Annotated in this window: 20 protein-coding genes and 1 pseudogene; 7 read left to right on the top strand and 14 right to left on the bottom strand. The window is 73.9% G+C overall.

Going from position 1 to position 20,169, the window contains the following annotated elements; all coding sequences use genetic code 11:
• Positions 1–158 precede the first annotated feature (158 nt).
• From LRS07_RS01000 to LRS07_RS01035, 8 genes are all read right to left on the bottom strand, one after another.
• Entirely contained in the window at positions 159–956 is a 798-nt protein-coding gene (locus LRS07_RS01000) for an ABC transporter permease (RefSeq protein WP_260500186.1), read from the bottom strand.
• A complete protein-coding gene (locus tag LRS07_RS01005) occupies positions 953–1,804 on the bottom strand; it encodes an ABC transporter ATP-binding protein (protein WP_260500187.1) in 852 nt (283 codons plus the stop codon). The genes LRS07_RS01000 and LRS07_RS01005 overlap by 4 nt, the downstream gene beginning before the upstream one ends.
• A gap of 15 nt (positions 1,805–1,819) precedes the next feature.
• Positions 1,820–2,809, bottom strand: a complete 990-nt coding sequence (locus LRS07_RS01010; protein WP_260500188.1) for an ABC transporter substrate-binding protein — start codon at positions 2,807–2,809, stop codon at positions 1,820–1,822.
• Complete coding sequence (locus LRS07_RS01015; RefSeq protein ID WP_260500189.1) at positions 2,806–3,312, bottom strand: VOC family protein; 507 nt, start codon at positions 3,310–3,312, stop codon at positions 2,806–2,808. The genes LRS07_RS01010 and LRS07_RS01015 overlap by 4 nt, the downstream gene beginning before the upstream one ends.
• A gap of 28 nt (positions 3,313–3,340) precedes the next feature.
• Positions 3,341–4,564 (bottom strand): FAD-dependent oxidoreductase, encoded by a 1,224-nt coding sequence (locus LRS07_RS01020; protein ID WP_260500190.1) that lies wholly within the window; start codon positions 4,562–4,564, stop codon positions 3,341–3,343.
• On the bottom strand, positions 4,561–5,676 hold the full coding sequence (atzD, locus tag LRS07_RS01025; RefSeq protein ID WP_260500191.1) for a cyanuric acid amidohydrolase: 1,116 nt from the start codon (positions 5,674–5,676) through the stop codon (positions 4,561–4,563). Before atzD ends, LRS07_RS01020 begins: the two co-directional genes overlap by 4 nt.
• A 72-nt stretch (positions 5,677–5,748) precedes the next feature.
• Positions 5,749–6,744 carry a LysR family transcriptional regulator gene (locus LRS07_RS01030; protein ID WP_260500192.1) on the bottom strand — a complete coding sequence of 332 codons (996 nt, stop codon included), beginning with the start codon at positions 6,742–6,744 and terminating at the stop codon, positions 5,749–5,751.
• A 72-nt stretch (positions 6,745–6,816) separates the two neighbouring features.
• Positions 6,817–7,497, bottom strand: a complete 681-nt coding sequence (locus tag LRS07_RS01035) for a TetR/AcrR family transcriptional regulator (RefSeq protein WP_260500193.1) — start codon at positions 7,495–7,497, stop codon at positions 6,817–6,819.
• A gap of 135 nt (positions 7,498–7,632) precedes the next feature.
• Here LRS07_RS01035 and LRS07_RS01040 point away from each other — a divergent pair, with 135 nt between their 5' ends.
• The 4 genes from LRS07_RS01040 to LRS07_RS01055 all read left to right on the top strand — a co-directional run bounded on the left by LRS07_RS01040 (position 7,633) and on the right by LRS07_RS01055 (position 11,308).
• On the top strand, positions 7,633–8,616 hold the full coding sequence (locus LRS07_RS01040) for a Bug family tripartite tricarboxylate transporter substrate binding protein (protein ID WP_260500194.1): 984 nt from the start codon (positions 7,633–7,635) through the stop codon (positions 8,614–8,616).
• Positions 8,617–8,638: 22 nt separating this feature from the next.
• Positions 8,639–9,841, top strand: coding sequence for an FAD-dependent oxidoreductase (locus LRS07_RS01045; protein ID WP_260500195.1), 1,203 nt, complete (start codon positions 8,639–8,641; stop codon positions 9,839–9,841).
• A 7-nt stretch (positions 9,842–9,848) separates the two neighbouring features.
• Positions 9,849–10,772, top strand: coding sequence for an alpha/beta hydrolase (locus LRS07_RS01050; RefSeq protein ID WP_260500196.1), 924 nt, complete (start codon positions 9,849–9,851; stop codon positions 10,770–10,772).
• A 182-nt stretch (positions 10,773–10,954) separates the two neighbouring features.
• Positions 10,955–11,308: a hypothetical protein gene (locus tag LRS07_RS01055; protein WP_260500197.1), complete on the top strand. Its 354-nt coding sequence runs from the start codon at positions 10,955–10,957 to the stop codon at positions 11,306–11,308.
• Between the two features lie 26 nt (positions 11,309–11,334).
• On the opposite strand, the gene LRS07_RS01060 is transcribed toward LRS07_RS01055, so the two are convergent.
• The 5 genes from LRS07_RS01060 to LRS07_RS01080 are packed head-to-tail and all read right to left on the bottom strand — an operon-like array spanning position 11,335 to position 15,562.
• Complete coding sequence (locus LRS07_RS01060; protein WP_260500198.1) at positions 11,335–11,712, bottom strand: response regulator; 378 nt, start codon at positions 11,710–11,712, stop codon at positions 11,335–11,337.
• Positions 11,685–13,226, bottom strand: a complete 1,542-nt coding sequence (locus LRS07_RS01065) for a sensor histidine kinase (RefSeq protein WP_260500199.1) — start codon at positions 13,224–13,226, stop codon at positions 11,685–11,687. Before LRS07_RS01065 ends, LRS07_RS01060 begins: the two co-directional genes overlap by 28 nt.
• Positions 13,227–13,231: 5 nt before the next feature.
• Positions 13,232–13,687: a response regulator gene (locus tag LRS07_RS01070; protein ID WP_260500200.1), complete on the bottom strand. Its 456-nt coding sequence runs from the start codon at positions 13,685–13,687 to the stop codon at positions 13,232–13,234.
• Positions 13,684–15,147 (bottom strand): sensor histidine kinase, encoded by a 1,464-nt coding sequence (locus tag LRS07_RS01075; RefSeq protein ID WP_260500201.1) that lies wholly within the window; start codon positions 15,145–15,147, stop codon positions 13,684–13,686. Before LRS07_RS01075 ends, LRS07_RS01070 begins: the two co-directional genes overlap by 4 nt.
• A gap of 19 nt (positions 15,148–15,166) precedes the next feature.
• Complete coding sequence (locus LRS07_RS01080) at positions 15,167–15,562, bottom strand: ChaB family protein (protein ID WP_260500202.1); 396 nt, start codon at positions 15,560–15,562, stop codon at positions 15,167–15,169.
• An 88-nt stretch (positions 15,563–15,650) separates the two neighbouring features.
• On the opposite strand from LRS07_RS01080, the gene LRS07_RS01085 reads away from it, so the two are divergent.
• Entirely contained in the window at positions 15,651–16,358 is a 708-nt protein-coding gene (locus LRS07_RS01085; RefSeq protein ID WP_260500203.1) for a glutathione S-transferase N-terminal domain-containing protein, read from the top strand.
• Positions 16,359–16,375: 17 nt separating this feature from the next.
• A complete protein-coding gene (locus LRS07_RS01090; RefSeq protein WP_260500204.1) occupies positions 16,376–18,088 on the top strand; it encodes a cation:proton antiporter in 1,713 nt (570 codons plus the stop codon).
• 70 nt (positions 18,089–18,158) lie between these two features.
• On the opposite strand, the pseudogene LRS07_RS01095 reads toward LRS07_RS01090, so the two are convergent.
• A pseudogene (locus LRS07_RS01095) lies at positions 18,159–19,233 on the bottom strand (Rieske 2Fe-2S domain-containing protein).
• Positions 19,234–19,336: 103 nt separating this feature from the next.
• Between LRS07_RS01095 and LRS07_RS01100 the strand changes: the two are divergent.
• The gene (locus tag LRS07_RS01100) at positions 19,337–20,146 is read left to right on the top strand and encodes a GntR family transcriptional regulator (RefSeq protein ID WP_260500205.1); all 810 of its coding nucleotides are present in this window, start codon (positions 19,337–19,339) and stop codon (positions 20,144–20,146) included.
• Positions 20,147–20,169: the final 23 nt, after the last annotated feature.

Below are 20,169 nucleotides of genomic sequence, written 5' to 3' on the forward strand. Positions count from 1 at the left end.
GTCGGGGAGATTCAGTCCCCGGTTATCGGCACTGAATCGCCCGGCTTGATGACCCGGCGGCAACCCCGCAGACGGCGGCTCCGGGCCGCCCGCCCGGTCCCGGCGACCGCCTCAGCCGGCCCGCTTCGGCGCCGACGCAGGCGCCCCCCACGCCGCGGTCACCGCCCGCTCCAATGCACGAACCGCCGCTCCAGCACGATGAACAGCAGGTTCATCGCATAGCCCAGCAGGCCGGCCGTGAAGATGGCGGCGTACATCTCCGGCATCTCGAACACCATCTGCGCGTTGACCACGCGGTGGCCCAGGCCGTCGGTGGAGCCGATGAACATCTCGGCGACGATCACGATGACCAGCGCCAGCGACACGCCGGAGCGGATGCCGACGAAGGTCTGTGGCAGCGACTCCCACACCGTCACGTCGGCCATCACCTGCAGCGGCGAGGCGCCCATCACCTTGGCGGCCAGCAGGCGCTGCTTGCGCGCGTTCATCACGCCGTAGGCGACGTTGAACAGGATGACCAGTGCGGCGCCGAAGGCGGCCACCGCGATCTTGGTCTTCTCGCCGGTGCCGAACAGCACCAGGAACAGCGGGAACACCACCGACGCCGGCGTCGAGCGGAAGAAGTCGATGACGAACTCGATGGCGCGGTAGATGCGGTCGCTGGCGCCGAGGGCGATGCCCAGCGGCACCGCGATGGCGGTGGCGATGGCGAAGGACAGCAGCGTGCGCTTGAGCGTCACCCAGGTGTCGAACGCCAGCGCGCCCTTGCCGGTCAGGCCCTGCCACAGCGCGGAGAACATCTCCAGCGGGCTGGGCAGCAGCAGCGGGTCGACCAGCTTGATGGCATGGGCGAAGGCCCACAGGCCGATGAGGATGGCCACGCCGGCCAGCGGCGTGAGCACCGACTGCAGCCGCGGCGGGATCAGGGGTCGGGCGGTGGTGGTGGTGGTCGTCACGCCAGGCTCCTTCCGGTGCAGGCCTGGAACACCGCCAGGCAGTGCTTCTTCAGCGCGATGAAGTCGGGCTCCGTCAGCATCTCGGCGCGCCGCGGGCGCGGCAGCCGCACGTCGACGAAGTCGGCGATGGTGGTGGGCCGGCGCGTCAGCAGGAGCACCTTGTCGGCCAGGTAGATGGCCTCCTCCAGGTCGTGCGACACCAGCAGCGTGGTGACCCGCCGCTCGTGCAGCACCTTCTGCAGCCGCTCGCGCATCAGCAGCGTCAGCTCGTAGTCGAGCGCCGAGAAGGGCTCGTCCATGAACAGCACCTCGGGCTCCACCACCAGCGCCCGCATGATGGACACCAGCTGCTGCTGGCCGCCGGACAGCTCGTACGGATAGCGCTTGAGGTCGACTTGCACGTCGAAAGCCTCGACCAGCGCCTCCACCCGCCGCAGCCCCTCGGCGCGGGTCAGGCCGGGCAGGAACTTCAGCGGGTAGAGGATGTTGTCCAGCGCCCGCTTCCAGGGGAACAGCGCCTCGCGGTAGTTCTGGAAGACGTAGCCGATGCGGGTGTCCTTCACCTCCTTGCCGTCGAAGAGGATCTGCCCGCCCTCGTGCGGCAGGATGCCGGCCATCATGTTGATGAGCGTGGACTTGCCGCAGCCGTTGGGGCCGAAGACCGAGACCAGTTCGCCGCGCGGCAGGCCGAGGTCGAAGCCGTCGTACACCGGCGCGCCGGCGAAGCTCTTGCGCAGGCCCTCGATGGTGATGTGGGTGCCGGGCGCGAACTTGGTGGCGCGGCGCGGGGCCGGCGCGGGGGCGGCGGCGGGCGCCGGGTCGGGGCGCAATTGCAGGACGGCGGACATCGTGGCGGCCTGGTCTCAGTAGCTCTTCAGCAGCGCCTTGGCGTCGACGCTGCCGCGCACCACGCCCTGGCCGACGCCGATGTCGATGAACTTCTGGAAGTCGGCCACGTCCTGCCCGCCCAGGTCCTTGACCATGGCGAACTTGGCCAGCGGCACGGTGGGCGCCAGGTCGGCGGCGGTGTTCATGTACTTGGGCAGCAGCTCGCGCACCTTGGGGTCGCTGCCGACGTCCTTCACCGCCCGCGCCCAGGCGGTGGCGAAGCGCGCCGCCACCTCGGGCTTCTCGGCGATGAACTTGCCGGACAGCGCGCCGCCGGCGGCGTAGGCCAGCGCGTCCTTGCGGCCGAGCAGGTGGGTGGCGATGACGCCGGCCTCCAGCCGCCGCGCCACGCCCTGCTTGACCATGGTGGACGCCACCGGCTCCAGCGTGTAGCCGGCGTCGAAGGTGCCGGCCTGCAGCGCGCCCAGGTGCACGCCCATCTGCTGCTCCTGGATGGTGTAGTCGCGGCCCTCTTCCAGGCCCACGGCCTTGAGCACCGCCTTGGCCGCGCCCAGGTTGGCCGGCCCCGGCGCCGACAGGATCTTGGCGCCCTTCAGGTCGGTCAGCGTCTTGGCGGTGCTGCCGGCCTTCACCACGAACTGCTCGGTGATGTACTGCGCGTTCTGGCCGTTCAGCGAGATGTAGGCCAGCGTGCCGGCGCGGCGCTGGTTGATGTTGGCGCCCTCCAGCGTGACCAGGTTGGAGGCGCCGTCGATGTCGCCGGCCACCAGCGCCTGCACGGTCAGCGGGTGGGCGTTGAAGACCACGGCCTCGGGCTCGATGCCGGCGTCCTTGAAGTAGCCGCGCTCCAGCGCGACGTAGTAAGGCAGCGCCGAGCTGGACGGGAAGACGCCGATCTTCACCTTGTCCATGGCCCAGGCGGACAACGGGGCGGCCAGCGGCAGGACGAGGGCGGCGGCGACCACCAGGCGACGGGCCAGGCGGCGGGACGGGTGACGGCTCATGTGGCGGTTCCTTGCAGGGCGAGGTAGGGGCGGGGATCGAAGAAGGACTGGCCGGCGACGTAGGCGCGGCCGGGCGACATGTCGGGCGGCGGGCCGGCCTCGGCGCGGCCTTCGAAGGTGAGCTCCAGCTGCACGCCGCTGGGGTCGTAGACGAAGAGCTGCCACAGCGTGGTGCCGGGCACCAGGAACTCGCGCCAGGGCAGGCCGTGGTCGGCGAAGCGCTGGCGGAAGGCGTGGAAGCCGCTGCAGGCCAGCGACAGGTGGTCGATGGCGGCGCTGCCCTGATCGACGGTGCCCGACGGGCCCAGCGCCGGGCCGCCGGCATAGACGTGCACGATGGCCTGGCCGCCCGGCACCGGGCAGGCCAGCCAAGCGCCGGGGTAGCCGAAGTCGGGGCGGTGGATCTCGTGCAGGCCGAGCACCTGGCAGTAGAAGACGCGGGTGGCCGCGAGGTCCGCGGTCTTCACCGCGGCATGGAAGAGGCCTTGCACGACAGCGTTCATGGGTGGGGCTTCCGCAAGTTCCGGTCCATCAGGCGGGGTCGAGCCGCACGTCGGTCCACAGGCGGCGGAAGCCGTCGCGGGACGCCGGCTCGCGCAGCCGCCGCATCTCGGCCGGGCCGTCGGCACCGGCCAGCATGGCGGCGGTGCACTGCAGCGAGAAGTCCATCACCCACTGCACCCGCGGCGCGCGCGCGGCCTCGATGCGGCGGGTGAGGTCGGCCACGTCGGCGGCGGTGAAGGGTCGGCCGTCGTGCGCGTCGAGCGCCTGGCGGATGAGGTGGGCGGCCACGCAGGCGTCCTCCACGGCCTGCGTCGCGCCCTGGCCCAGCGTGGGCACCATGCCGTGCGCCGCGTCGCCGAGGAACAGCACCTGGCCCGAGGGATCGCGGAAGGCCAGCGGCGTTTCCTGCAGCCGGGCCCAGTGGATCTGCTCGTGGTGGGTGGCCAGCTGGTCGACCATCCAGCGCACCGCGGCACAGGGCTCGCCCTGCGCCGGCTGGTAGTGGCCACGCAGGGCCTCGGGCGTGCGCTGGTCGGCGGGGACGTCGGCGCCCGGCTCGATGGGGAAGGAACCGGCGATGTAGACATGACCCGGCGGCACGCGGAAGGCCAGCAGCCGCTTCGCGCCGTTGAACCACCAGCCGTAGTCGTCGATCAGGCCGCCCGCGGTGTCGGGCACCAGCAGGCGGTAGATGGTCACGCCCACATGGCGCGCGGTCCAGGCGCCGGCGAACTGCGGCCGCAGCGCGCTGTAGCGGCCGTCGCCGGCGACCAGCAGGTCGATGCCGTCCTCGCGTTCGACCGCGTCCTGCGGCGTGCGCGACTCGATGAACAGCCGGTCCGGCCGTTCCGGGTCGACGCCGCAGGCCCGCACCGCGTGGCCGAAGCGGGCGATGCCGGCCAGCGGCGCCCGCAGCACGCGGTACAGCTCGGACCAGCGGATGCGGATGCCGGGCCGGTCCGCCAGCTCGGACAGGGGGAAGTCGAACACGGGGGTGCCGTCGACCTGCTGCACCTGCCAGCGCGACCAGCGCCAGCTCGCTTCGCGCACCGCCGCCTCCAGCGACGGGGACAGCTGCGCCAGCGCCTTCATCGCGTTGGGCCCGACGTTGAGGCCGGTGCCGGCCTCGGCGTGTTCGCCGGGCTGGGCGCGCTCGTAGCAGACGAGCTGCACGTCGCGCCGATGGGCCAGCAGCGCGCCGAGGATGCTGCCGGCGACGCCGCAGCCGACGATGCCCACCTTGAGCGTCATGCCAGCGCCTCCGCGGCCGCGATGACGGCGATCAGCCCGCCGCCGTCGGGGCCCTGGTGCTCGGCCCCGCCGGAGACGAAGACGCGGCCGTCGCCGAGCAGGCCGGCGACCAGCCCGCCCACCGCCCCGCGGATGTGGCGCTGGGCGTTGATGTCGGTGTCGTCGAGCATGGTGTGGCGCTGGCCGCGCACGTGGCCGCGGCGGTCGGGCTCGCACTTGACCAGCACGCCGGCGACGCGCGCCGCGTCCTCGGCGGCGGGTTGCAGCCGGCCCTTGAGCAGGCCGAGTTCGTCGAGCACGTCGTGCACCGCCGGCGCGTCGAGCGCGTCGGCCATGGCGCGGTGGGCGATGCGCAGCGGGCCCTGCCAGGCCTGGCTCATGCCCAGCACGATCACCTCGTTGCAGGCCACCTCGACGCCGGAGGACACGCTGGCGCGGTGGCTGAAGCAGCCGAAGTCGCGCAGGGCGGCGTCGGCCAGCGCCTCGGCGTCCAGCGTGGTTTCGCCCAGCGCCAGGGCCACGCCGAAGGCACCGGCCACGCGCGACAGCGCCATCGCCTTGTTCGGGTCGTCGCTCACCGGCGCGAGGCCGGCCGCACGCAGCGGGTTCAACGTGGCCATCGTCAGCGCGGGCACCTTCAGCTGCACCAGGTGCACCTGGTCGGGCCGCTCGAGCGCGGCGTCGGCCATCGCCCGGCGCACGGTCTGCGCCACGCTGGCGATGTGCGCGGCGCGGCCCACGTCCTGCGGCGGCACCGGCTCGCTCATGGCCACGCCGACGGCCAGCGCGGGGCCGCGGCTGGACGCCGCCGCGCGCCGTCGGCCGATCACCAGGTAGTGCGGGCTGAGCACGCCCTCGCAGCCGCCGGACAGCACGCAGGGGATGCGGCGCAGCAGCGCCTCGGCGGGCTCGCCGCCGTGGCGGGCCAGCAGCGCCATCAGGCTCTGGGTGAAGTAGCCGCGGGTGAAGTCGTTGACGCCGCCGTTGCCCTCGGTCTTGCCGATGACGGCGACGATGTCGGCCACGGCCAGGCGCTCCTGCGCCAGCAGCGCGTCCAGCGACGAGACGTCGCCGGGGTGTCGCATGGAAAGTCGGTGCACGAAGGCCTGCATGCGGCTCAGTCTAGGCACCGGGGGTGAGCACGCCCAGCACCGTTTCGGCACACCGGTGGTGCCGAAATGCGCTCACCCCGGGCGCCCCGCCTCGGTGTCCTTCAGCCGCTGGCGCAGCGCCTCGGCGAAGCGCAGCGCCGCGGTCGACAGCGCGCGGCCCTTGCGCGCGGCCAGCACCAGGCGGTTGTGGGCCAGCGCGCGGTCGGTGAGCGGCACCACCACCAGCCCGCCGTCGCGCGCGTCCTTGGTCAGGCCGACCTCGAACTGGAAGCTGACGACGCCGGCCTCCCGGGTGTAGGCCGTCATGGTCTGCACCGACGACGCGACCAGCGCCACGTTGAGCTTCAGCCGGCCCGACTGCAGGGCCTGGTCGATGAGGCGCCGGCCGCGGAAGGACTCGTCGCCGACGGCGACGGGAAAGCCGGCGCAGTCCGACAGGCGCAGCTGCTTGCGGTCGGCCAGCGGGTGGTCGCGCCGCAGCACCGCGCACAGCCGCTGCGGCAGCGACGCCAGCGCCTGCAGCCCGTCGAGCGCCGGCGGGTCGTGCGCCAGCGCCAGCTCCACCTCGTCGTCCATCAGCGCGCGCACCAGCGATTCGGTGCCGCCGGAGCGCACGCGGAAGCGCACCCCCGGGTGGCGCTGCTGGAAGGCGGCGATGGCGCGCGGCAGCAGGTCCACCGTCACCGACTCGGCCGCGGCGATGCTGACCTCGCCGCGCACCAGGCCGCGCAGCTGCTCGATCTGCGAGGTGGCCGCGTCCAGGTGCGACAGGCTGGCCCGCACGTAGCCCATGAAGATCTCGCCGGCGGCGGTGAGCCGCACGCCGGACGGCAGCCGCTCGAACAGCGGCGTGCCGAGCTCGGCCTCGAGCTGCAGGATGCGGCGGTTGAGTGCGGTGGAGGCGATGTGCAGCTGCTCGGCCGCCTTGCGGATGGAGCCGCTGCGGGCCACGGCGTCGAGCGTGGTCAGCAGCACCGGCGGGCGGGCGCGCACGGGCGCGCCGGGCGTGGTGTCGGGCGAGGGCGAGGCCGAGGCGGCGGCCCGGGCCCGGGAGGTGGACGTCGGCATGGGCCGGCGGGGCGCAAGGCCCATGCCAGTCGCCATGCCCGTCGCGCCGCCGGTCGCGGCGACGCTTCGCGGTCAGCCGGCCGGGTCGGGCCGCAGCATGCGCCGCACCATGTCGGCGTAGGCGTCGGCGATGTGCTCGCGGTCCCACTCGCCGCCGGCGCGGTACCAGCGCGCCACCCAGTTCTGCGCGCCGATGATGATGAAGGTGGTGAGCTTGGGGTCGCAGGCGGTGATCGAGCCGTCGGCCACGCCGGCGGCCACCAGGGCGCGCAGGTCGTGCGACAGCCAGTGCAGCGCCTGCGCCACCTCCTGCGCGTGCTGAGGCGTCAGCGTGCCGGGCTCCATCGCCATGAAGGTCTGCACCGGCGAGCCGGTCATGATCATCACCACGTTGCGGACCAGCCGGGCCAGCCGGTCCAGCCCGGTGCCGGGGGTGCCGACGGCCTCGTCGCGGGCCCGCTTGGCCGCCATCAGCGAGCGCACGTGCAGCTTGTAGAGCAGCTCTTCCTTGTTGCGGGCGTAGTGGTAGAGCGCGGGCTTGGTGAGGCCGAGGTCGCGCGCGATGTCGGACAGCGAGGCGCCGTGGAAGCCGTGGCGCAGGAACCAGAGGGCGGCGCATTCGAGCACCGCCTCCTCCTTCAGCTCGCGCTGCGCCTGCGGGCTGACGATGCGCCCGCCCCACGGCCGGCCGCCGTCCGCCACGCTGCCGCCGCCCGCCTGCGCCGCCGCCCGCGGCGGCTGTGTCTGGTCCATCGTCCCGTGCCCTCGAAGCCGGTGGCATGGTAGTGCGCGGGGGCCACGCTGTCCGCTCGGTTCGCCTATTGACCGATCGTTCAATCGCCTGAACACTCGGACGACGCGCCCGCACGAGGCGTTCAAGGAGACGACATGACCCTCGACCGCCGCCTGCTGCTGCAGGGCGCCGCCGGCGCCGCGCTGCTGGGCCCCGCCCACCGCAGCGTCGCCCAGGCGGGCGACAGCGCCCGCATCGTCGTCGGCTTTCCCGCCGGCGGCACCGCCGACACCATGTGCCGCCGGCTGGCCGAACGGCTGCAGCCGGGTTACGCCAAGTCGGTGCTGGTGGAGAACCGGACCGGCGCCGGCGCCAAGCTGGCGGTGCAGGCGATGAAGACGCTGCCGCCCGACGGCAGCGCGATGCTGCTGTCGCCGATGTCGATGCTGTGCATCTACCCGCACACCTACAAGAACCTGGGCTACGACCCGGTGGCCGACCTGACGCCGGTGTCGCTGTCGACCACCTTCGAGTTCGGCTTCTGCGTCGGGCCGGCGGTGCCGGCGTCGGTGCGCAACCTGCGCGACTTCCTGGCCTGGGCCAAGGCCAACCCGGAGAAGGCGAACTTCGCGTCGCCGGCCGCGGGCTCGGTGCCGCACTTCATCGGCGTGCTGCTCGGCCGCGCGGCCGACGCCCAGCTCACCCACGTGGGCTACCGCGGCACCGGGCCGGCGATGATGGACCTGATCGGCGGGCAGCTGGCGGCGGTGTCCGGCCTCATCGGCGACATCAACGCGCAGATGTCCAGCGGCCGGGTGCGCTTCCTCGGCGTCTCGGGCGCGCAGCGCAGCCGCTTCGCGCCCGACGTGCCCACTTACGCCGAGCAGGGCTTCAAGGACATCGTCTTCGGCGAGTGGTACGCCATCTACCTGCCGCCCGGCGCGCGGCCGGAGGTGGTGCGCCGGCTCAACACCGCGCTGGTCACGGCGCTGGCCTCGCCGGAACTGGCGCAGGCCGTCTCGCTGATGGCGCTGGAGCCGGCCTCTTCCACCCCGGCCGAACTGCAGGCCCGCATCCAGGCGGAGACGGAACGCTGGGGCCCGATCGTGCGCTCCATCGGCTTCTCCGCCGACAGCTGACCCCTTCGCACCGCAGTTCGACATGACCGAAGACCTCGACGGCGTCGCCGTGGTCGGCGGCGGGCCGGTGGGCCTGCTGACCGCGCTCATCCTCGCCCGCGCCGGCATCCACGTGACGCTGCTGGAAGCGCAGGCCGACATCCTGCGGTCGCCGCGCGCCATCGTCTACCACTCGTCGACGGTGCAGGCGCTGGCGCGGCTGGGCCTGCTCGACGACGCGCGCGAGCAGGGCATGCTCAAGCAGGACTACCAGTTCCGCCTGGCCGACGGCACGGTGCTGGCGCGCATGGACATGTCGGTCATCGCCGGCGACACCGACCACCCCTACAACCTGCACCTGGGACAGGACCGGCTGGCCGACATCGTGCTGCGCCACCTGCTGCGCACCGGCCATGCACGGGTGCGCTGGCACCACACCGTCACCGCCATCACCCAGCGCGACGACCGCGTCGAGGTCGCGGTGGACACGCCCGCCGGGCCGCAGACGCTGCGCACCCGCTGGCTGGTCGGCGCCGACGGCGCGCGCAGCGGCGTGCGCGACGCGCTGGGCCTCGAGTGCAAGGGCATCACCTGGCCCGAGCGCTTCGTCGCCGTCAACCTGCACCACGACTTCGAGCGCCACGGCTACGCCCGGGCCAACTTCGTGCTCGACCCGGTGGACTGGTCGATCATCCCCATCCTCGACAAGCACAGCGGCTGGCGCGTGACCTACGGCGAGGACCCGGCGCTCACCGAGGCGCAGGTGGCCGAGCGCGCGCCCGAACGGCTGGCCCGCCTGCTGCCGGGCGGCGACGGCCACGTGCCGATCGACCGCATCGCGCCCTACCGGGTGCACCAGCGGGTGGTCGACCGCATGCGCGTCGGCCGCGTGCTGCTGGCCGGCGACGCGGCGCACATCACCAACCCCTGCGGCGGGCTGGGGCTGACCAGCGGCCTGCTCGACGCGGTGCACCTCGGCGACGCGCTCGCGGCGGTGGTGCATGGCCGCGCGCCGGAGGCGGCGCTGGACGCCTATGCCCGCGAACGGCGCGACATCTTCGTCAACATCACCTCGCCCACCGCCAGCGAGAACAAGCGCCGCCTGATGGAGGCCGACCCCGCGCGCCGCGAGGCCGACATCGCGCGGCTGCGGCAGCTCAACGACGACGTCGAGCTGCAGCGCCAGGCGCTGCTGCTGTCGACCCGGCTGGTGAGCAAGCCCTACGACTTCGCCACCACCACATGAGTCCACCATGGTGAACCCGCGCCCCGCCGACGCCCCGGCGCCCGACATCGCCGCCGTGCAGGTGGCGGTGCGCGGCCTGGGGGCGCGTTTCGACGACGAGGTGCTGCAGGCGACCAAGGCGCTGTACGCCCCCTTCCGCCAGGCCGTGCCGGCGGGTGTGGCCCTGCGCCGCGACCTGGCCTACGGCCCCGACCCCCGGCAGCGGCTGGACCTGTACCGGCCGGCCGGCGGCGCGCCGGCGCCGCTGCTGCTGTACGTGCCCGGCGGCGGCTTCACCGGCGGCGACAAGGACGGCGGGGACGGGGTCTACGGCAACGTCGGCGCCTACTTCGCGGCCCGCGGCTGGCAGGTGGCGGTGATGAACTACCGGCTCGCCCCCGCCCACGCCTGGCCCGCCGGCAGCGAGGACGTGGCGCGGGCGATCGACTGGCTGCTGCAGCCCGGCCACGCCGAGCTCGGGCCGACCGGGGCGAGCGGGCCGGCGGCGGGGCTGGTGGCCTGGGGCCAGTCCGCCGGCGCGGCGCACCTGGCCGGCGTGGTGTTCGATCCCCGCTTCGCGGGCGCGGCGTCGCGGCTGCGGGCGGCGCTGCTGATGAGCGGCCTGTACGACCCGCAGGCGCCGTTGCGGCCGGGGCCGCTGGCCTACTACGGCGACGACGACGCCGCCTGGCCGGCGCGCTCGCCGCTGCGCGGGGCCCGCCCGGGGCACGCGCCGGTGCTGCTGAGCGTGGCCGAGTTCGACCCGCCCGACATGGCGCGGCAGACGCTGCAGCTGGCCGACCGGCTGACGGCGCTGGACGGCCACTGCCCGCCGCTGCTGCAGCACGCCGGGCACAACCACGTGTCCACGGTGCTCAGCGTCGGCACGCCGCAGGACGACGTCGGCCGCGCGCTGCTCGGCTGGCTGGGGGCGGCCGCCGCGCCGCGCTGACGACCACGCGGGCGCCATCGGGGCGCCAGCCGGGGCGGCCTGGGCGGACGGCGCTCGGCGGCCTGTGGGCCGCGCGCCACGGCGGCCTCCCCCGTTGGGGGGACAACCCTTTTTGGGTGTAGCGGCCAGGGGGTCGGCCCGGTCACCATTCGTGGACTCAGGGACACGAACAGGGGCCGACCATGGACCACCACCACACGCTCACCCACCAGCTGCTGCAGCGCGCCGTCGAGCAGGCGCTGGTGCTGGAAGGCCTGGACCTGGCCCTGTTCGAGGTCGAGGTGGCGCAGACCGAGCCGCTGTTCGACCCCACCATCGTCATCCGCCGGCTCGGCGCACAGGAGCGGCTCTACGTCGGCGGCGCCCAGTGGCGGCACGACCTGCGGCAGGACATCGCGTCCGGCTGCTTCCGGGCGCCGCTGGACGGCGAACCGTCGCAGGGGTCGGGCCGGGCGGCGCGGCCGTCGGCCGGCGGCTGGCGGCGGCTGCCGCAGCTGCTGCTGCGCCGACGCGGCGTGTCGGCCGGCCTGGCCTGAACGGACGACGTCCCTGCCCGGCCGCGTCAGCCCGGGCCCAGCGCCGCCAGCAGGGCGGCCACGTCGACCGGCTTGACGAGGTGTTCGTCGAAGCCCGCCAGCCGCAGCCGCTCACGGTCCTCCGGCCGGCCCCAGCCGGTGACGGCGACGAGGCGCACCGCGGCGCCCCAGGGCTGCCGCCGCGTCCAGCGGGCGACTTCCTCGCCGGTGGCGCCCGGCATGCCGATGTCCAGCACCATCACCTGCGGCCGCCACTCGGCCGCCACCGCCTGCGCCAGGCGGCCGTCGCTGGCGGTGCGCACGGTGTGGCCCTCCAGGCCGAGCACCAGCGCCAGGCTGTCGGCGGCGTCGGGCTGGTCGTCGGCGACCAGCACCTTCAGGCCCGGACCCGCCGCCGGCGGCACCGGCGACGCTTCGGTGGCCGGTGACCCCCGTGGTCGGGCTCCCCGAGCACCGGCAGCCGCACCTCGACCCGGGTGCCCTGGCCCTCGCCCCGGCTGAAGGCGCGCGCCGTGCCGCCGTGCAGCTGCACCAGCTGGCGCACCACCGCCAGCCCGATGCCCAGCCCGCCGGGGGTGTGGGCCGTCGGCCCGGCCTGCACCTGCACGAAGGGCTCAAAGACGTCGCTGAGCATCGCGGGCGGGATGCCGGGGCCGTCGTCGACCACCCACAGGCCGGCCCAGCCCGGGGCCTCGCGCAGCCGCGCCGCGCCGGCGTCGACGCGGCCGCCGGCGGGGGTGAACTTCAACGCGTTGTGCAGCAGGTTGTCGATGACCTGCTTCAGCCGCAGCGGATCGCCGTGGACGGTGACCGGCGCGGACCCGGCGCCCAGCCGCAGCTGCAGCCCCCGCGAGCGGGCCAGCGGCTGCAGGTCGTCCACCGCATGGCGCACCAGCGCCAGCAGGTCGGTGGGCGCCGGCCGCAGCTCGATGCGGCCGCTGCCGATGTGGCCCAGGTCGAGCAGCTGGTCGAGCAGCGCGCCCATGGCCGCCACCTGCCGTTCGATGACGCCGCGCGCCGAGGCGACGACCGTCGGCGCGGCCCGGTCGTCGAGCAGCCGGGCGGCGTAGCGGATGGGCGCCAGCGGGTTGCGCAGCTCGTGGCCGAGGGTGGCGATGAACTGGTCCTTCTGCCGGTCGGCCTGCCGCAGCCGGGCCTCGGCCTGCTTGCGCGCGGTGATGTCCTCGACCACGCCGACCACCCGTCCGCCGCCGTCCGGGATGCCGGCGACGCGCAGCCAGCGCAGGCCTTGCGGCCCCTGCAGGCGGAAGTCCTCGTCGAAGCGGGCGACGCCGCTGGCCACCGCCTGCACGTGCGAGCGCAGGCGGGCCGCGTCGTCGGCCGGCGCCTGCCGCAGCAGCCAGCCGACGTCGAGCCGCCGCCGGCCGGCGAACAGCCCCGAGGCGCCGCCGTGCACCGTCAGCCGCTGGCGCGCGAGGTCGAGCTCCCAGACGTCCATCGAGGCCGACTGCGTCGCCAGCTTCAGCAGGGCCTCGCTGCGCTGCAGGGCGGCGGCGGCGAGCGCGGCGTCGCGCCGCCGGTCGCGCCGCTCGAGGGCCGCCCGCACCGCATAGGGCACGCGGGCATAGTGGCGCGGGCCCTTGATGAGGTAGTCGTCCACGCCTTCGCGCAGCGCCTCGGCGGCCACCGCCTCGCTGCCGCTGGCGGTGAACAGCATCACCGGCAGCGCCGGCCGCTCGGCCCGCAGCCGGCGGAACACGTCGAGCCCGGTCGACCAGTGCAGCTGGTAGTCGGTCACCGCCACGTCCCAGTCGCGGCCCGCCGCCAGCAGGACGTCCAGCTCGCCGGGCCGGCCCACCTCGTCGGCCGTGACCTCACCCAGCACGCGGCGCACCTCGCGCAGCGCCAGCGCCCGGTCGTCGGGGTTGTCGTCGATCAGCAGCAGGCGCAGCGTCATGGCGGTCAACCGACGAGGGCCCGGTGCTGCCGCAGCCAGAAGCCGAGCGTGGCGTCGACCATGGCCTGCAGCGCCTGGCTGCCGCCCGGCTTCTGCACGTAGGCGTTGGCGCCGGCGGCCAGCGCGGCGACCACGTCCTCCGCCTCGCCGGAACTGCTCATCACGACGACGGCCAGGCCGGTCAGCGCCGGCTCGCCGCGCAGCCATTGCAGCACCTCGCGGCCGCTGCGTCGCGGCAGCTTCCAGTCGAGCAGCAGCAGCCGCGGCAGCGGGAAGCGCTGGCGGTCGGCATAGTCGCCGCGGCCATCCAGGTAGGCGCAGGCGGCCTCGCCGTCGGCCAGCGCCTGCAGCTGCGTGCCGACGGCCGAGCGCTGCAGCGCGCGCCGCAGCAGCAGCAGGTCGTCCGGGTTGTCCTCGACCACCAGCAGCGTGGGCGGGCGCGGCGACGGCACGGCGCTCACCCGCGGCCCTCCTGCGGCGCGGCGCGCAGCCAGACCTCGAAGCGGCTGCCGGCGCCGGGCCGGCTGTCCAGCCGCACCTGGCCGCCCATGCGCTCCACCGCCTTGCGCACGATGGCCAGGCCGATGCCGGTGCCGGCGTACTGCTCCTGGCCGTGCAGCCGCTCGAAGACGGCGAACACCCGTTCGTGCTGGGCGGGGTCGATGCCGATGCCGTTGTCCTGCACGCTGAGCGCCACGCCATCGCCCTCGCGCCGGCCGCTCACCCGCACCTGCGGCCGCACGCCGGGGGCGACGAACTTGACCGCGTTGGCCAGCAGGTTGGCCAGCACCTGGCCGAGCGTCGGCGGGTGCGCCCACACCACCGGCAGCGGCGGCTCGACCTGCACCTCGCCGCCGCTGCGCTGCAGCTCGGCGCGCAGGTCCTGCAGCACCGACTCCAGCAGCGGCTGCACCGCCACCGGCTCCAGCCGCAGCGCGGTGCGGGCGGTGCGGCTGTAGGCCAGCAGGTCGGTGACCAGCCGGTCCAGCCGGGCCGCGCTGGCGGCCAGCCGCTGCGCGAAGTCGCGGCCGGCGTCGCTCAGGCGCGCCTGCTCGTCCTCCAGCAGGGCGCCGGCGAAGCCCTCGATGTTGCGCAGGGGCGCCCGCAGGTCGTGCGCCACCGTGCGCGCGAAGTCCTCCAGCTCGGCGTTGGCGTCGGCCAGCTCGGCGGTGCGCTCGGCCACCCGCCGTTCCAGCAGCTCGGCGGAGCGGCGCAGCTGGTCGTTGGCGTCGCGCAGCGCCTCGGCCTGCACCTGCAGCGCCTGGCGCGAGCGGTGCAGCTCGTCGCGCTCGGCCGACAACTGGCGGGCATGGCGGGTGGCGCTGCGGTTCAGCCCGAGCAGCAGGCCGAGCGCCAGCAGGGCGGTGCCGGCCGCGGCCGCCGTGCCCTGGGCGCCGGCGCGGCGGGCGCTGCGCAGCCGGTCCTGCAGCAGGCTGTCCTCGGCATGGCGCATGGCCACCAGCTGTTCGCGAAGCGCCATCGACTCGGCCCGGCCGCGGGTCGCCACCCGCACCATGGCCTCGTCCACTCGGCCGGCATCGCGCAGCCGGCGGCCCTCGTCCATGCCGTCGAAGCGCTGCGCCAGCGCCTGGCGAAGTTGCGGCAGGCGCTGCTGCTGCCCCAGGTTGTCGCGGGTGAACTCGCCGATGGCCTGCAGCTCGACCTCGGCCAGCGCACGGGCCTGCGCATAGTCGTCGGCGAAGTCGAATTCGCCGGTGAGCAGGTAGGCGCGCTGGGCGCTCTCCGCGCTGTTCAGGGCGGCGGACAGGTCGCCCAGCCGGGCGATGGCCTCGTGCGTGTGCGCCACCCAGCCGGCGGTGGCGCCCTGCACGCGCACTGCGGACACGGTGAGCGCGCCGGCACCGGCCAGCACCAGCACCGCCACGGCGGTGGTGGCGCGCAGCAGCGCGAGGCCTTGCATGCGCCCGGGCCGCAGGGCGTCAGTCCTGCCGGCGCGCGATGGCGCGGGCCAGCTCTGCCTTGGTCATCGTCGAGCGGCCGCGGATGCCCAGCGTGCGGGCGCGCTCGTACAGCGCATCGCGGCTGTGGCCCCGCTCGTCGACGCCGCCGGCGGTGGACCGGTCGGACCGCCGGGCCGCCTCGCCCGACCGCGCGGCCTGCGCGTCCGACGGGCCCTTGCGGGACTTCGGCTCCCAGTGGTCGCCCACCTTCTCGAAGCCGTGCTTCAGCGAGGCATAGGCGGTGCGGCTGGCGCGTTCGCCGGGGCCGTAGGTCTGCTCGGCGCTGCGCAGCGTCTTGGCGTAGGTGCGCTGGGCCGGCGCCGGCGACCGCGCCAGCGTGCCGGGCAGCGCGACCCCGTCCTGCTTCTTGGGCATGGGCACTCCTTTCGATCTGCCCCTCCCTTGGGCAAGCGTTGTTCCGCCGCCCCACAATCGCCCGCCGAGTTCCGTTCCCCTTCACGCCATGACCGACCTGTCCGCCTTCCCCATCACCCGCAAGTGGCCGGCCCGCCACCCCGACCGGCTGCAGCTGTATTCGCTGCCCACGCCCAACGGCGTGAAGGTGTCGATCGCGCTGGAGGAGACCGGCCTGCCCTACGAGCCGCACCTGGTGCGCTTCGACCGCGACGACCAGATGACGCCGGAGTTCCTGTCGCTGAACCCGAACAACAAGATCCCGGCCATCCTCGACCCGCAGGGGCCGGACGGCCGGCCGTTCACGCTGTTCGAATCGGGCGCCATCCTGGTCTACCTGGCGGGCAAGACGGGGCAGCTGATGCCCGCCGACACCGCCGGCCGCTACCAGTGCCTGCAGTGGGTGATGTTCCAGATGGGCGGCATCGGGCCGATGTTCGGCCAGGTGGGCTTCTTCCATAAGTTCGCCGGCAAGGACTACGAGGACAAGCGGCCGCGCGACCGCTACGTCGCCGAGTCGCGGCGGCTGCTCGGCGTGCTCGACGGGCACCTGAAGGGCAAGGACTGGATCCTCGGCAAGGCGTATTCGATCGCCGACATCGCCACCTTCCCCTGGATCCGCAACCTGGCCGGCTTCTACGGCGCCGGGGAACTGGTCGGCTTCGACGACTTCAAGCAGGTGCGGCGCGTGCTGACGGCCTTCCTCGAACGGCCCGCGGTGCAGCGCGGACTCGAGATCCCGCAGCGCCCGGCCTGACACGCACACCACCGTCCATGCACCACGACATCAGCCTCATCACCACCCTGGCGGTCGGTTTCGGCCTCGCCCTGCTGCTCGGCGTCATCGCCGTGCGGCTCAAGCTGCCGGCGCTGGTCGGCTACCTGCTGGCCGGCGTGGCCATCGGCCCCGGCACGCCGGGCTTCGTCGCCGACGTCGGCCTGGCCGGCCAGCTGGCCGAGGTCGGCGTCATGCTGCTGATGTTCGGCGTCGGCCTGCACTTCTCACTCGACGACCTGCTGGCGGTGCGTCGCATCGCGCTGCCGGGTGCCGTCGTGCAGATCGCGGTGGCCACCGCCATGGGCTTCGGCCTGGCGCAGTGGTGGGGCTGGAGCGTCGGCGCCGGGCTGGTCTTCGGGCTGGCGCTGTCGGTGGCCAGCACCGTGGTGCTGCTCAAGGCGCTGGACGCGCAGGGCCTGACCGAGACCGGCAACGGCCGCATCGCCATCGGCTGGCTGGTGGTGGAGGACCTGGCCATGGTGCTGGTGCTGGTGCTGCTGCCGGCGCTGTCGGGCGTGCTCGGCGGCAAGACCGACGGCCACGCCGGCGGCAGCCTGGGCTGGACGCTGGCCAAGACGCTGGCGCAGGTGGTGGCCTTCGTCGTGGTGATGCTGGTGGCCGGCCGCCGGGTGCTGCCCTGGCTGCTGTGGCAGGTGACGCGCACCGGCTCGCGCGAGCTGTTCACGCTGTGCGTGGTGGCCGCGGCGCTGTCCATCGCCTACGGGGCGACGGCGCTGTTCGGCGTGTCGTTCGCGCTCGGTGCGTTCTTCGCCGGCATGGTGCTGCGCGAGTCGGAGTTCAGCCACCGCGCGGCCGACGAATCGCTGCCGCTGCGCGACGCCTTCGCGGTGCTGTTCTTCGTCTCCGTCGGCATGCTGTTCGAGCCGCGGGTGCTGGTCGACGAGCCGCTGAAGGTGCTGGCGGTGGTGGCCGTCATCGTGCTGGGCAAGAGCATCGCGGCGATGGCGGTGGTGCTGCTGCTGCGCTACCCGCCGGGCACGGCGCTGACCGTGTCGGCCAGCCTGGCGCAGATCGGCGAGTTCTCCTTCATCCTGGCCGCGATGGGGGTCGCGCTCGGGCTGCTGCCGCCCGAGGGGCAGAGCCTGATCGTCGCCGGCGCGCTGATCTCGATCGCCGTCAACCCGTGGGCCTTCCGCGCGGCGCGGCCGCTGCAGACCTGGCTGCAGACGCGCTCGGCGCTGGCGCGCCGGCTGGCTCAGCGCGACGACCCGCTGTCGGAGCTGCCGCCGGCCACCGAGGCGCAGTACCTGTCGCGCCAGGTGGTGGTGGTCGGCCATGGGCGGGTGGGCAAGCGCATCACCGCCGCGCTGCAGGCGGCCAAGGTGCCCTTCGTCGTCGCCGAGCGCCACCGTGAGCGGGTGGAGCAGCTGCGCGCCGAGGGCCTGCCGGCGGTGTGGGGTGACGCCGCCGAGGCGTCGGTGCTGATCCAGGCGCACATCGCGCGCGCCCGGCTGCTGCTCATCGCCACCTCCGACGTGGTGGGCGTGCGGCAGATGATCGAGACGGCGCGGCAGCTCAACCCGTCGATCGAGATCCTGGTGCGGGCCCACAGCACGGAGGAAGTGCAGTGGCTGTCCGCCGAGTGCGGCGCCACCGCCTTCCTCGCCGAGGACGCGCTGGCCGCGGCGATGGCCGAGCGGGCCACCGCGGTGCCGCCGATGCCGGTGCCGGGCGCCGCGCCGGCCTGAGGCCGCGGGCCGGGGCGGAAGCGCCCCCGCGGGCCGGGGCACGGGAGCGCTCCCGCGCTCCCGTTGGGCGTCAGGCGGGCGTGGCCGCCGTGCGCGGGGCCGCCGGCGCCACCGGGGTCGCCTTCTCCTGCGCGATCAGCCGCTCGATCACCCGGCGCGACTGCACGCCGCCGGCGTCGATGTTGAGCATCAGCAGCTGGCGGTCGGGCCAGGTGAGCAGGTTCTTCTGCTGCCGCTCCAGCATCTCCTGGTCCTCGGCGAAGACCTTGCCCTGGCCCTCGCGGATCTGCGCCGTGAGCGCCTTGTCGTGGGCCTGGAAGCGGCGGGCCATGCCCCAGAAGTACCAGATCGAGGTCTCGGTCTCGGGGGTGATGAAGTCGACCACGATGCTGGAGGCCTTCTTGTCCTCCGGGGCGTCGTAGCCGCCATGGCCCATCAGCGCCACGCCGACCTCGATCATCACGTGGCTGGGCGGGCTGAAGCGGCAGATCTGCCAGCGGTCGACCGGCTGGTCGTCGGGCAGGTGGTTGCCGCGCAGCGCCATCTTCCAGAAGGGCGGCGCCTCGATGCCGCTCATGAAGCGGCTGGTGATCACCTCGTCGCCCTCGACCTTGGTGGTGCAGGGCGTCTCGTCGATCTCCTTCTGGCCGATGCTGGTGGCGTGCACGTAGGTCTCGTGCGTCAGGTCCATCAGGTTGTCGACCATCAGGCGGTAGTCGCACTGGATGTGGTACAGGCCGCCGCCGTAGGCCCAGTCGGGGTTGTCGGCCCAGTGCAGGTGGTGCACCTTGGCCGGATCCGCCTGCGCCGGGTCGCCCGGCCAGACCCAGACGAAGCCGTACTTCTCGACCACCGGGAAGGCGCGGATGGGCGGGAAGCCACGCACCCGCTGGCCCGGCATCGCTGCGGTCTTGCCGTCGCAGCCCATGGCCAGGCCGTGGTAGCCGCAGACCAGGTTGCCCTGGTCGACGTACCCCAGCGACAGCGGCGCGCCGCGGTGGGGGGCAGAAGTCCTCGAGCGCGGCCACGCGGCCTTCTGCGGCTCGGTAGATCACCATTCGCTCGCCGCAGATGCGGCGGCCGAGCGGCTTCTCATCGATTTCCTGGGGGGTGCACGCGACGTACCAAGCGTTGCGGGGCCACATAAGATGTCTCCTGCAGGCAGCACTAATGGATCCAATCATGCCAGATGATCAAGAAGTCGACGCCAAAAACCTTCCAGTTGGATCCATTAACGACGCCGACCCCGTGAGCACCGCACGCCCGGACCCAGCATCCACCGTGCCGGCCCGCGACCTGGCGGGCGCCGACGGCGACGACGAGGACGATGCCGACGTGGAGGGCGCCGACGGCCCGCGCCCCGGCACCACCAGCATCGTCGCCGCCTTGCGGCGGCTGATCATCGACGGCCGCTACCGCGCCGGCGAGCGGCTGGCGGAGAACAGCGTGGCGGTCGCGCTCGGCGTGTCGCGCACGCCGGTGCGGTTGGCCTTCCGCACGCTCGAGCAGGAAGGGCTGCTGCAGAAGGCGGGCAAGCGCGGCTTCGTCGTGCGCGCCTTCTCCGAGCACGACGTGATGTGCGCGCTGGAGGTGCGCGGCGTGCTCGAAGGGCTGGCCGCGCGGCGGCTGGCCGAACGCGGTCTGCCGGACGAGGTGGCCGCGGCGCTGCAGTCCTGCATCGAGGACGGCGAGCGGGTGCTGGCCAAGGGCTGCCTGCTGCCGGAGGACATCGCCACCTGGAGCGACCTCAACGACCGCTTCCACAGCGCCATCGTCGGCGCCGACGCGAGCTCGGTCATCGCCGAGGCGATCGCGCGCAACAACCACCTGCCGTTCGCCTCGGCCGACTCCATCATCATCGACCCGCAGGCGCTGGACCGCGAGTTCGAGAAGCTGCGCTTCGCCCACCTACAGCACCATTTGGTGCTCGACGCGCTGCGTCGCGGCGAGGCGGCGCGGGTGGAGATGCTGATGCGAGAGCACGCCTACATCGGCCTGCGCTACGGCGCGCTGTTCGGCGTGTCGGTGGACCTGTCGGGGCGCGCCGGCCACGGCTGAGGCGGCCGCAGCGGCCGCGGCGT

The organism is Aquabacterium sp. J223 (assembly GCF_024666615.1).
Taxonomy (GTDB): Bacteria; Pseudomonadota; Gammaproteobacteria; order Burkholderiales; family Burkholderiaceae_C; genus J223.